10 protein-coding genes are annotated in these 11,799 nt (G+C 69.2%); 4 read left to right on the top strand and 6 right to left on the bottom strand.

Annotated features, from left to right (window positions below; translation table 11 throughout):
- Positions 1-98: 98 nt before the first annotated feature.
- Positions 99-1,013, bottom strand: coding sequence for a LysR family transcriptional regulator (locus ACORQU_RS06535; protein ID WP_491643997.1), 915 nt, complete (start codon positions 1,011-1,013; stop codon positions 99-101).
- A 97-nt stretch (positions 1,014-1,110) separates the two neighbouring features.
- Here ACORQU_RS06535 and ACORQU_RS06530 point away from each other — a divergent pair, with 97 nt between their 5' ends.
- The gene (locus ACORQU_RS06530; protein ID WP_491643996.1) at positions 1,111-1,935 is read left to right on the top strand and encodes an SDR family oxidoreductase; all 825 of its coding nucleotides are present in this window, start codon (positions 1,111-1,113) and stop codon (positions 1,933-1,935) included.
- Between the two features lie 24 nt (positions 1,936-1,959).
- Here ACORQU_RS06530 and ACORQU_RS06525 read toward each other — a convergent pair whose 3' ends face one another.
- Positions 1,960-2,922: an AraC family transcriptional regulator gene (locus ACORQU_RS06525; RefSeq protein ID WP_491643995.1), complete on the bottom strand. Its 963-nt coding sequence runs from the start codon at positions 2,920-2,922 to the stop codon at positions 1,960-1,962.
- Positions 2,923-3,013: 91 nt separating this feature from the next.
- Between ACORQU_RS06525 and ACORQU_RS06520 the strand changes: the two genes are divergently transcribed.
- Complete coding sequence (locus ACORQU_RS06520; RefSeq protein WP_491643994.1) at positions 3,014-3,856, top strand: oxidoreductase; 843 nt, start codon at positions 3,014-3,016, stop codon at positions 3,854-3,856.
- 18 nt (positions 3,857-3,874) lie between these two features.
- Here ACORQU_RS06520 and ACORQU_RS06515 read toward each other — a convergent pair whose 3' ends face one another.
- Both ACORQU_RS06515 and ACORQU_RS06510 read right to left on the bottom strand, forming a co-directional pair.
- A complete protein-coding gene (locus ACORQU_RS06515; protein WP_491644989.1) occupies positions 3,875-4,948 on the bottom strand; it encodes an ATP-grasp fold amidoligase family protein in 1,074 nt (357 codons plus the stop codon).
- Between the two features lie 413 nt (positions 4,949-5,361).
- Positions 5,362-6,462 (bottom strand): HDOD domain-containing protein, encoded by a 1,101-nt coding sequence (locus tag ACORQU_RS06510; RefSeq protein WP_491643993.1) that lies wholly within the window; start codon positions 6,460-6,462, stop codon positions 5,362-5,364.
- 477 nt (positions 6,463-6,939) lie between these two features.
- Between ACORQU_RS06510 and ACORQU_RS06505 the strand changes: the two genes are divergently transcribed.
- On the top strand, positions 6,940-9,081 hold the full coding sequence (locus tag ACORQU_RS06505) for an ADP-ribosylglycohydrolase family protein (protein WP_491643992.1): 2,142 nt from the start codon (positions 6,940-6,942) through the stop codon (positions 9,079-9,081).
- Positions 9,082-9,219: 138 nt separating this feature from the next.
- Positions 9,220-9,600 (top strand): hypothetical protein, encoded by a 381-nt coding sequence (locus ACORQU_RS06500; RefSeq protein ID WP_491643991.1) that lies wholly within the window; start codon positions 9,220-9,222, stop codon positions 9,598-9,600.
- 86 nt (positions 9,601-9,686) lie between these two features.
- Here the strand turns inward: ACORQU_RS06500 and ACORQU_RS06495 are convergent, their stop codons facing one another.
- Together ACORQU_RS06495 and ACORQU_RS06490 are read right to left on the bottom strand one after the other, a co-directional pair.
- Positions 9,687-10,286 (bottom strand): nitroreductase family protein, encoded by a 600-nt coding sequence (locus tag ACORQU_RS06495; RefSeq protein ID WP_491643990.1) that lies wholly within the window; start codon positions 10,284-10,286, stop codon positions 9,687-9,689.
- 150 nt (positions 10,287-10,436) lie between these two features.
- Entirely contained in the window at positions 10,437-11,669 is a 1,233-nt protein-coding gene (locus tag ACORQU_RS06490; RefSeq protein WP_491643989.1) for a serine hydrolase domain-containing protein, read from the bottom strand.
- Between the last annotated feature and the right edge of the window lie 130 nt (positions 11,670-11,799).

The following is an 11,799-nucleotide window of genomic DNA, read 5'->3' as shown; positions in this document are numbered from 1 at the left end:
AGGGGCTGTGGTCACCCGCAAACGGACAAGGTCAGGTTGACTGGCATCGTCTTCAGATACGGACCCATGCGGCAGCACGAAGCCGGTCTCCACCGCACCTAACTGGCGAGCCGCGCCTGTGCCTCGGTCACCTCCCGCAGCAAGGCGATGAAGGCCCGGAGCGGCGGCGGCACGTGGCGCCAGCTGGCGTAGTACAGGGACAGGCCGGGATCTGCGGGCGACCAGTCCTCCAGCAGCAGGACCAGGCGGCCGTCATCGAGCGCCGGGCGCGCGAACGGTTCGGGGACGAAGGCGATGCCCAGGCCCTGGATGGCGGCGTCGACCATCAGGTCGCTGTTGTCCAGCAGCAGCGCGCCGGGAACATCGACGGCCATCTCGCGCCGGCCCTTGGCGAATTCCCAGCGATAGCGCTTGCCGCTGGGCAGGCGCTGGCGAATGCAATGGTGGTCGTGAAGCGCTTCGGGCGTGGCGGGTCGCCCGTGCGCGGCGACATACGCGGGCGCGGCGACGGCCACAAAGCGCAGCGTGCCGCCAAAGGGGATGGACACCATGTCCTTGGGCACGGCTTCGGCCAGGCGCACGCCGGCATCGAACCCCTCGGCCACGATGTCCACCAGCCGGCCTTCGCTGACCAGCTCCAGCGCCACGCGCCGATGGCGCTGCAGGAACGCCGGCGCCACGTGTTGCAGCAGCCAGCGCGCCGCGCCGGTGCTGGCGTTGATGCGTAGGGTGCCGACGATTTCATCGGGCCCGTGGCTGATGGTGTCCAGCACGGTGTCCAACTCGTGGAGCAGGGGCGTCAGCCGCTGCAGCAGGTGTTCGCCGGATTCGGTCGGCGCCACGCTGCGCGTGGTCCGGTGCAGCAGGCGCACGCCGAGGCGCTGCTCCAGCCCGCGCAGGGCGTGGCTGAGCGAGGAGCGCGACACGCCCAGGCTGTCGGCCGCGCGCTGGAAGCTGCGATGGCGGGCCACGGCGGCAAAGGCTTTGAGATCGGAAAGGGTGACATCGGCCATTGGTGATAAATCCTCACCAGCTCGTGCGGATTGGTGAGGCTTATCCTACGCGCCGGCCGCGCCTATCTTCGTTGCAACTCAACGAAGGAGCTTGCCCATGAAGACCTGGCTGATTACCGGTGCGTCCTCCGGCCTGGGACTGGAAATGACCCGCGCGTTGCTGGCGCGTGGGGATCGGGTGGTGGCCTGCGCGCGCCGCGTGACGCCGTTCGCCGAACTCGAGCAGCAGCATGGTCAACGCCTGCGGGTGGCGCAGTTCGACCTGACCGACACCCCGGCGCTGCGGCGCGAAATCGATGCCGCGTTCGCGGCCTTCGGGCGCATCGAGGTGGTGGTCAGCAATGCCGGCTATGGCCTGTTCGGTGCGGCCGAGGAAGTCAGCGACGAACAGATCGATCGCCAGCTTTCCACCAACCTGACCGCCTCGATCCAATTGGTGCGCGCGGTGTTGCCGCACCTGCGCGCCCAGGGGGGTGGCCGGCTGCTGCAGGTGTCCTCCGAAGGCGGGCAGGTGGCCTACCCGAACTTCAGCCTGTACCACGCCAGCAAGTGGGGGATCGAGGGGTTCCTGGAAGCAATCGCGCAGGAGGTGGCACCGTTCGGCATCGAGGTACTGATCGCCGAACCCGGTCCCACCCAGACCGGCTTTGGCGCGGGGCTGGATCATGCGTCGCCGATGGAGGTCTACGAGGCGACCCCGGCCGGCGAGCTCAGGCGCGCCATTGCCGATGGCAGCCTGGCGATCAAGGGCGACGCGGCGCGCAGCGTCGCGGCGATGATCGACGCCGTCGATGCCGCACGGATGCCGAGGCGACTCGCCCTGGGCAGTACCGCCTTCGACAACATCCAGCGTGTCCTGCAGGCGCGCCTGGAGGAGCTCCTGCCGCAGCGGCAGGTGGCCTATGGCGCGGACCAGGGGTGAGTGTGGCGGATGTGCGTGGCGCGATCAGTGCGATGACACATACGCCGCCACCGCCTGCTTCGGCGGCACCGCGAAGTGTTCGCGCATGCGCTGCACTTCGCGCGCAGGCGTCAGGCCGAACAGGCGCTTGAACTCGCGGTTGAACTGCGAGGGGCTTTCGTAACCCACCGCATGACAGGCCGCGGCTGCGGTCATGCCTTCGCGCACCATCAGCAGGCGCGCCTGGTGCAGGCGCGTGGACTTGAGGTACTGCATGGGCGAGGCGCAGGTGACGGCCCTGAAGTGGCTGTGGAAGGACGGTGCGCTCATGCCGGCCTCCTGCGCGAGTTGCGCCACGGTCAGCGGTTGCGCGTAGGTCGTATGCAGGTGCTGCAGCGCCTTGCCGATCTTGCCGAAGCGGCCCTGCATGGCCAGCGCCGCGCGCAGCGTATGGCCCTGCGGCCCGGTGAGGATGCGGTAGTAAAGCTCACGCAGCAGCTGAGGCCCAAGAATGGCCGCCTCCATCGGCGCGGCCAGCGCCTGCAGCAGGCGTTGCACGGCCTGGTGCAGCGTCGGGTCGATCGGGCTGGAGACCATGCTCTGCGGCGGCGCGCTGGCTGGCACGCCGCCGTGGCGGTCGATCTGCAGCATCAGCTCGGCGGCCAAGGCAAAGTCCAGATGCAGGTACAGCGCCAGCAGCGGCTCGGCCGCGCTGGCGTCGGTTTCCATGGTGAACGGCACCGGGACCGAGACGGCCAGGTATTGATGCGCGTCGTACACATAGGTGCGCTGGCCGAAATACCCGTGCTTGCGGCCCTGGCAGACGATGACGATGCCCGGGTCGTACAGCACCGGCGTGCGCGCCAGTGGCCGGTCCGAACGCAGCAATCGCACGCCCTCCAGCGCGGTGAGGGTGTAGCCCTCATGCGGGGCCAGCGCCGCGACCATCGGGGCGAGCGGCAACAGGCCTGGCGCGTTGGGCGTGGTTGGGGATGGGATGTCGATCATAGGAATAGGCAATGATTCGAGCCGGAATGGCCTTCGAATGGCGCGCATGCCTCTCTATTGTGCACATCTCTCGCACAACAGGAGTTTCTCCATGTCGACTTCCAAACGCTTCCTGATCACGGGTGTCAGCAGCGGCTTCGGGCGCGCGCTGGCCATCGAAGCACTGGCGGCCGGGCATCACGTAGTCGGCACGGTGCGCGGCGCGCAGGCTGGCGAATCGTTCGAAGCGCTGGCGCCGGACCGGGCCGTGGCACGGGTGCTGGATGTCACCGACACCGCCGCGATCCAGCCTACCGTCGAGGCCATCGAGGCCGACATCGGTCCCATCGACGTGCTGGTCAACAACGCCGGCTACGGCCACGAGGGCGTGCTGGAGGAATCACCGCTGGATCAGATGCGTCGGCAGTTCGAGGTCAACGTGTTCGGCGCGGTGGCGATGATCCAGGCGGTGCTGCCACACATGCGCGCGCGCCGCGCCGGCCACATCCTCAACATCACCTCGATGGGCGGCTTCATCACCATGCCGGGCATCGCCTACTACTGCGGCAGCAAGTTCGCGCTGGAGGGCATTGGCGAGGTGCTGGGCAAGGAAGTGGCCGCGCTGGGCATCCGGGTGACCTCGGTGGCACCGGGCTCGTTCCGCACCGACTGGGCCGGACGCTCGATGGTGCGCACGCCGCGCAGCATCGGCGACTACGACGCGCTGTTCGACCCCATTCGCCAGCGCCGGCAGGCGGTCAGCGGCCGGCAGCTGGGCGATCCGCGCAAGGCGGCCCTGGCGATGCTGACGGCGATCGAAGCGCCCGAGCCGCCCGCGCACCTGCTGCTGGGCAGCGATGCGCTGGGCCTGGTGCGCGAGAAGCTCGACGCGCTGAAGGCCGAACTGGCGCAGTGGGAAGCCTTGACGGTCTCCACCGACGGGTCGCAGGCGTAGTGCAGCCGAGGCCGCGGGTCAGCCCAGGGGCCGGGCCTGCAGGGCGGGCGCCGGCCGGCGCGGGACCGCAAGCGCCGGCCGGACGCGCTGGACCCACATCTGCCCCATCAGGGCGTCCAGGCCCTTGTCCAGGCCGGTGACCAGTCCGGCCCCTGGGGTGAAGGTCAGCTCGCCGAAGTAGATGCGACCGGCCTGGATGTACCAGTCCACCCGGACGTAATCGAACTCCGCCGCCAGCGCCTTGCTCAGCTCCAGCGCGTGCTGCAGCTGGGCGCCCGTGCATGGCGGGCTCAGCCCCGCATCGCGGATGCCGTGGAAGGGCACGCTCAGGCTGTTGACGAAAAAGGTCATGGACAACGGTGCTCCGCTGCTGCGGTAGATCACCTGCAGCACGTACTGGAAGCGTCCATCGCGCTGGCGGAACATGTGGAACTTGTAGTCCACGGGGGGCTGCGCCCCGTCGCCAATGTACTGCTCCACCAGCAGCCGTGGCGGAATGCCGCGGTAGTGGATCTCGCGCACCGCCTTGGAAAAATCGGTGCGCAGCCAGCGTTGGCAATCGGCCACCAGCGCCTGGCGTCGTGTCTGGTCGGGCTCGTCCAGCATCAGCGCGACCATGCCCGAGCCGTGGCTGGACTTGATCACCGTGCGCTGCCACTGGGTCCGCTCCAGCAGCGAGGCCGGGTCGGTGGTGTCATGGAGCAGGGGAATCAGGTACTGCCGGCCGACGCGCGCGGCCACGTGCGCGCGCACGGCGAACTTGTCGGCCAGCCGGCGATAGGTCGGGTGGTCCCCGTAGACACGCTTGCGGTAGAGCACTTTCTCGTTGAAGGTGCGCGGCTGGCGCAGGTTGGGCCATCGCCTGAACGTCGCCAGGAAGTAGATCCGGTCCTGCAGGCCCCAGGGCAGTTGCACGACCAGGACGTGCGCCAGTTTGCGCGCCAGGCGCATCACGGTCCCACGTATCGGACTTGGCGCGGGCGTGTAGGGGCCGGTGGCCGCTTGGGCAGGTGGCTGTGCGGGAGCAGGCCGGTCAGCGTCCTGCAACGGATCCGGAAAGGACGTCTCCAAGCTTGGCCGCTCGATGGCGATCGTATGGCTGTCCAACACCAGCAGCTCCATGGCAACCGCGACACAAACTATGACTCGTGTCACTCCACAAACAGGACGTGCATAGTAAAAGAAGCGAGACTTACGTCTTTTTCACAATGTGAAACGTGCATTCTCGGCGGCAGGGTGATCGCCGAACGGGATCGCTGGGAAAGGCGGTCCCGCGGTGCGGAGAGACCTGAGCTGGCAGGGGTATCCGGCTGACCCGCGCGGCGAAGGTGCTGCTATGCCCGGCGTATGCGTCCCGATCACCGGGTGCCGGTCGGCCGTCGGCGGGCGTGCTGTGCTGGCAGGTCCCCATGCGAATGATGGGCGCTGTGAAGCCGGAATCGCGCGGGTCCTTCGGGACGCCCTGGACCGGAGCGGTCGGTGCGCCCGACCGAACGAGGCGTGGGTCAGGACGTCGCGGAGTGCGACGAGAGCCGTTCCCAGAGCTGCCGGTTGGCGTCCTCGTCCGGCTCCAGGGTGGCCAGCATCGCCAGGGCGTTGTCCTCGGTCTCATCGTCGCTGCGCACCAGCATGGTGAGCACGGCGGCCAGGCGGCCGTAGCGCAACGCCTTGCCCAGGGCCGTGGTGGGCACGGTGTGGTCGCGTTCGGCGCGCTGGTCAGTCAGGGCTTCGGCCAGGGTCGGGGGCAGTTCCCAGCCCACCGCCACGGTGCGTGCGGTCGGGGTGACGTGCCGGTCCAGCAGGGCCGCGGCCGTGACCAGCTCCTTGGGCACGCCGGGGTGGCGGGCATAGGTCTCGCTGAGCACGCGCATCACGATCACCGCGCCCAGGCCCTGCAGCAGGCCGAGCAGCTGGGCGTGCAGGGCATCGTCAAGCGTGCCGTTGCGCTGGGCGTGATGCGCGGCGGCCACCGCCGTGCGCAACGCGTAGTCCCAGATCGCGGCCGGCAGCCGCGCAAACAGCCCGCTGTCCAGGCTGAGCACAGGCTGCATCAACGCCGCCACGACGATCTGGCGGACCCCGTCGGTGCCGATCTGCGCCACGCCGCGTTCGATGCTGTCCACCGCGTGGCCGTCGCGTGGCCGGTACAGGGCGCTGTTGGCGATGCGCAGCAGGCTGGCGGCCAGGGCCGGATCCTGCGCGATCACCGCGGCGATCTGGTGGTTGGAAATGTCCGGGTCGTTCACCGCGCGCATGAGCTGGGGAAGCAGGTGCGGGCGACGCGGAATGTTCTTGGGCCGCACGTCCAACTGGGCCAGCTCGGCTGCCGCTTCGGACAGGATCTGCGCCTGGATGCCACCGATCGGCGTGGCCGGGTCGATCAGTTCCGGGGCGTGCATGACGGCCGCGTACATGCGCCGGACCAACGGGCGCAGCGCCGGCGGCGGCAGGGAACTGGGTGCCGCCGGCGTGGTCGTGTCCTGCGCGTCGGCCTGCGCCGGGGCGGCGGATGGCGGGGCGGGGCGCGTGTCGCGGCGGCGTTGCCACCACAGCGCACAGGCCACGCCCAGGACAAGCACGATCAGCAGCGGGATGGCGATATCCATGGACGGGCGGTTGGCGGGACGGCCTTACTATCAGGTGCCGCCCTGGTTCAGGCAATGGCCGCTTCCCTGGCGCAATGGTGCTGCTGCGCACCATGCAGGCATGTCCAGCCGGCGTGCCGCGTACGGCGTCGACAGCGCGGGCAGAGGGAGGGTCTTCGATGCAGCGCCCCCAAGCCGGAGTTTCTCCGGAGCGGGATGAAGCTGTCCGATGGATGGGAACCGCAGCGGCGTCGGTCACGCATGAGGATGGCGCCGACTAGACCGGTGGCCCTATCGACAGTCCACAGCGCCATGGCACCGCGGGGCCTGCAGGATTTCGGCCTCAACCCCTGGAGCTGGATTGCGCAGCGATGAAGCGGCCGTTGCACGCATCCGCCGGGCCGGTGGCGAGCCAGTGTGCGAGGTACACGGCAACTCCCGCCACGAGGACACGCCCGACGACGGCGGCGTGTAGGCGTGCGCGCGATGGGGATGGGCATGTTGATCGAACTGCAGGCCGTTCCCTCCGGTGACACCCGTGGCTTGGACAGCGAAGTCCAGGCCTGGCTACTGGCGCGCGCCACCGGGGACGGAGCCGCGCATGTGGCGCCGCGGCGGGTGGCGACCGCGTCCACCGTGGCATGCTCCTGGCCCGCCGACCAGGAGCTCGACCGCCGCATGGATCCCACACCTCGCCTGCTAGCACGCTGTTGGCTGGCTGTCCTGTTGCTGACGGTCTGGGGCCAGGCGCGCGCGCAACATCCCCTTCCCCCGGCGCCGCAGTCCGACCAGGTCATCGCCGTGCAGGACTACCAGGACCGGGTGCTGGCGTCGTGGCTGGGCCAGATCATCGGCAACACCTACGGTCTGTCCTACGAGTTCAAGTACATCGACGCACCGGGACCGGACCGGTTTCCCTACGGGTTTGGCGAATACCTGCAGCAGGTGAAGGCGGTCAACGGCGCCTTCTCCGACGACGACACCGATATCGAGGTGATGTACCTGCTGCAGATGGAGCGGCATGGGATCACGCCGAGCTATGCGCAGCTTGCGCAGGCGTGGCAGTACCACGTGCGCGAGAAAGTCTGGGTCGCCAACCGCGCGGCGGTGACCCTGATGGCGGCTGGCTATCAGCCACCGCTGACCGGTGCGCGGGCCTATAACCGGCAGTGGTTCCAGATCGACCCGCAGCTGGTCAACGAGATCTGGGCGGTCACCGCGCCGGGGATGGTTGGCTATGCGGTGGACAAGACGCGCTGGGCGGCGCGCATCACCAGCGACGACTTCGGCACCGAACCGGCGATGTTCTATGGCGCCCTGTACGCGGCGGCCTTCTTCGAACACGACATCGACCGCCTGTTGGACCGTGCCGAAGCCGCCATGCCGGCCGACAGCCGCTTCGTGCAGACCGTGCGCCACATGCGCCGTCTGCACGCGCGCTACCCCGATGACTGGCAGGCCGCACGCAAGGAAATGGCGGCCGCCTATTACCGGGACCTGGGCTACAACCACGACGCCTGGCGCGTCGTGGACGCCAACCTCAACGGCGCCTGCGCGATCCTGGCCCTGCTCTACGGAGGCGGCGAGGTCCAGGCCACGCTGGATTACGCCAGTGCGATCGGCTTCGATGCCGACAACCAGGCCGCCACCATGGTCGGCCTGCTCGGGATCATCGGCGGGACGCGCGCGCTGCCGCACGACCTGTTGTTCCCCTTGCCGGAGGCCGGCTGGCGCAAGCCCTACAACGATCGCTACATCAATGTCAGCCGCCACGATCTGCCCGATGCCTCGATCGAGGACCTGGCCCGGCGCATGGCCGTGCAGGGCGAGCGGGTGATCCTGGCCAACGGCGGGACGCGCTTTACCCGGGATGGACGCGACTACTACCGCATCCCGGCACAGGCCGCCTTCCTCGCCCCGCTGGCCTTGCCGGCGGCTCCGGCACAGGTGGCCGAGGTCGGCCGCCCGTTCTCGCTGGAAGTGCTGGTCGATGGCAGCGCGGGCGAGCGCCTGACGATGGCCGATGGCACGCTGCCGGCCGGCGTGGCCCTGGATGCCACCGGCGTGCGTGGTACGCCACGGCAGGCGGGCGAGTTCGCCTTCACCCTGCTGCGGCAACGCGGGACGGCGCAGGCGCGCCAGCACTACGTCATCCAGGTGCATTCGCCCAACCTGGCGCCAACGGCCTCTCAGTTGTTGCACGGCACCCCGGGGCGCGACCTTTCGGCGATGCGTGATGGCCGGGCCGAGCCCACCTACTACAGCCCACACACGGCCGCGCCCGGCCGTGTCGTCTACGGCTACGCCTGGGAGCGCGCGCAGGACATCTCGGTGCTGGTGTTCAATCCGGGCACGCCGGAGGAATTCGGCGGCTGGCTGACCTCGCTGGCGGTCGAATTCCAGGATGCGGACGGGCGTTGGCGGCCGGTCGACGGGCTGAAGGTGACGCCGATGATGGACCTGGAAAACAGTCAGTGGCGAAAGGGCACCGATATCGACCACACCCTGCGGTTCGCGCCGGTCAGCACCCGGGCCATCCGCCTGGTCGGGACCTCCGGGGGCGTCGAGCGCGACGCGCGGAATGGTGGTGGGCGCGTCTACTACAGCAGCCTGGGCGAGCTGGCGGTCTACGGGCAGTGATCGGCCAGGACGCAACACCGGTCACAGTGCGGAGCTGAATGGGAAGCGCGTTTTCCCCTCCTCGCACGCGTGTTTCACGCCTGCCAACCGATCCGGGGCCTAGCTTGGAGGCTCCCCCGAATGTCTGCAGGACGCACCATGTCGCTCACCGAACCTTCCGCCCGGCGCATGCCGCGCACCGCTGCGGCGGCGCTAGCCGCACCACGAGGCCCGGAAATCCGGCTGGCCGCACCGACCCGATCATCGCGCATAAAGGCCCGCTCGGCCGGGCGTCGCCCCGGCTCGCCCGCGCTTGCCGAAGCCGTCGCGGCCTTCGGCCGGGCACTGGATGCGCGGCTTCCCCTGGTCGAAAGCGATGAAGCGTGGTGGGCGGCGCTGACGCCGGTCCATGTCGCCCTGGCGTCCCGTGTGCCTCCGTGTGAGGCCGGACGCTTCGAACTGGAAGTGGACACGATGCTGGCCCGTCGCGGATCCCCGGGCTGGGCCGTGCGCCAGATGATGGCCAAACTCGGCTGCTGACAGGCCCTCAAAACGAAAACGCCCCCGACGGAGCGCGTCCGTCGGGGGCGGTGCGGGCAGTGCCGGTCGGCACCGCCAAGTGACCATCAGGCGAAGACGCGGAAGCGCTCGCTGTCGTCCATGAAGTCCTTGTCGCCGAACGGCGCTTCGTGCGAACCAAACGGCATTTGCGCGCGCAGCTTCCAGCTGGCCGGCAGATTCCACTTGGCGGCGGCCGCCTCATCGGGCAGCGGGTTGTAGTGCTGCAGGCTGGCTCCGATTCCCTCATTGGCCAGCGCCGTCCACACCGCGTACTGGGCCATGCCGCTGGACTGCTCGGACCAGATCGGGAAGTTGTCCGCGTACAGGGGGAACTTCTCCTGCAGGCCCTTCACCACGTCCTGGTCTTCATAGAACAACACCGTGCCGGCGCCGGCGGCGAAGCTGTCGATCTTCTGCTCGGTGCTGGCGAAGGCGTCGGCCGGCACGATGGCGCGCAGCGCATCCTTGACCAGGCCCCAGAACGCATCGCTCTGCGCGCCAAACAGCACTACCGCGCGCGAACTCTGCGAATTGAAGGAGGTCGGCGAGTGCTTGACGGCTTCCTGGATCAGCGAGGTCACTTCTTCCTGCGACAGCGGCAGGGACTTGCCGAGGGCGTACTGGGTGCGACGGACCTTGATCGCGTCGATGAGCTGGTTGGTCATGGGGATGGCCTGTTGGGAGAGTCGGCCTTCAGCGTAAAGACCCGACGCAAGGTCAGCCAGCACGCTTGGCGAGACAATCCGTTACTGCAATCGAAATTGCGCGCGAAGATGAAACGATGCCCCATCGCGATCCGGGTGCGCGGCGCAGGTTCATTCGGACGCGGCAGGCGCGGTCGCCCCACGCGCCAAGGTCTCCTCGATGGCGCTGAAGGCCGAGTGCCGCCCGGGCGGGCTGCCGCCCACCCCGGTGGCGAAATAGGCCACGCCCGAGCCGGCCGCGCGGTCGATCCATAGCCCGGACAGCAGTCCGTAGGCTTCGCCCGCGTGGCCCACGCGCGCCACGCCGTCGCCGAACAGGTCATCGCCACAGTCGCTGCCCGGCGTGGCCAGGGTCTGCACCGCCAGCCCGTAGCGGCAGATCATGGCCCGCCCCGGCGTGCTGCCGTCCTCCTCGTAGGCCACGCCATTGCCGGCGTGCCAGGTCCACACCGGCGTGGTCAGTGTCCGCACCGAGGCGGCGCTGAGCAGGCGCACGCCATCGACCTGGCCATCGCCCAGCAACAGGCGCCCGATGCGGGCCAGGCCGTCGGCCGAAATGCGCAGGCCGCCCTGCGGGGAGAACGTCGCGCCGTTGGTACCGGGTGTCCATACCGACAGGTCGCAACGGCCGTCCCGGGCCGGCACCACCGAGCAGGCCGGGCGCGCACCGTGGTTGTCGTCCTTCACCGGCGTGCCGTCGGCGTCGTACAGGACGACCGCGCGCGCAGCGCTTGCGGCGCTGCAGGTGTCCCAGTTGTAGCAGGCGTCCAGCTTCAACGGCGCGAGCACCAGGCGTTGCATCAGGCTGTCGAAGCGCTCGCCGGTGGCGCGCTCCATCACCGCGGCGACCAGCGGGAAGTTGAGGTTGGTGTAGCGGAAGAACGTGCCCGGCGCGTGCGCGCCATCCCAGGCGCGCGGATCGTCCAGGATCTCCTTGAGCTGGCCGTCCAGCGGGGTGGCGTAGTAGCCGGCCGCATCGGTCAGGCTGGAGCGGTGCGAAAGCAGCAGGCGCAGGGTGATCGGGGTGTCGGGGAAGGCCGGGTTGCGCAGCGGCCAGCCAAGCTGGTCGGACACATCCGCGTCCAGGTCCAGGGTGCCGGCCTCGACCAGGCGCATCACACCGATGGCCACCACCAGCTTGGAGATCGAGGCCACGCGCACCGGGTCGTCGGCGGTGACCGCACGCCCGGTGACGCGGTCGGCCACGCCATGCGCCTGGCGTGACTGGATGCCCTCGCGATCGAACGTCACCCGGACCGCCGCGACCGGTGCGCCAGCGTGGGCGGCGACGCTGAGCAGCAGCAGGACCGACAGGGACAGGCGAGGCAGGAGGGAGCGAGTCATGGTGGACCCGGGCAGTCACGATACGGAGGATGTTAGCGACCAGCGGGCGTCCGGGCAGCGTGCGCGCGATGTGACGCCTGCGGTCATCGCGCCCTCACCTGGCGCAAAGGAGCACGGTGGTTTGCTGCGG

This window comes from Pseudoxanthomonas sp. JC1303 (assembly GCF_058448525.1).
The sequence above is the reverse complement of the archived record's forward strand: the minus strand, read 5'-3'. Positions and strand labels throughout refer to the sequence as shown.

Bases quoted from the DNA above. Each gene is read 5' to 3' on its own strand.
- ACORQU_RS06520 (WP_491643994.1), top strand. From the start codon at position 3,014: ATGTCGACTTCCAAACGCTTCCTGATCACGGGTGTCAGCAGCGGCTTC.
- ACORQU_RS06510 (WP_491643993.1), bottom strand. From the start codon at position 6,462: ATGGATATCGCCATCCCGCTGCTGATCGTGCTTGTCCTGGGCGTGGCC.
- ACORQU_RS06495 (WP_491643990.1), bottom strand. From the start codon at position 10,286: ATGACCAACCAGCTCATCGACGCGATCAAGGTCCGTCGCACCCAGTAC.
- ACORQU_RS06525 (WP_491643995.1), bottom strand. From the start codon at position 2,922: ATGATCGACATCCCATCCCCAACCACGCCCAACGCGCCAGGCCTGTTG.
- ACORQU_RS06535 (WP_491643997.1), bottom strand. From the start codon at position 1,013: ATGGCCGATGTCACCCTTTCCGATCTCAAAGCCTTTGCCGCCGTGGCC.
- ACORQU_RS06505 (WP_491643992.1), top strand. From the start codon at position 6,940: ATGTTGATCGAACTGCAGGCCGTTCCCTCCGGTGACACCCGTGGCTTG.
- ACORQU_RS06490 (WP_491643989.1), bottom strand. From the start codon at position 11,669: ATGACTCGCTCCCTCCTGCCTCGCCTGTCCCTGTCGGTCCTGCTGCTG.
- ACORQU_RS06500 (WP_491643991.1), top strand. From the start codon at position 9,220: ATGTCGCTCACCGAACCTTCCGCCCGGCGCATGCCGCGCACCGCTGCG.
- ACORQU_RS06530 (WP_491643996.1), top strand. From the start codon at position 1,111: ATGAAGACCTGGCTGATTACCGGTGCGTCCTCCGGCCTGGGACTGGAA.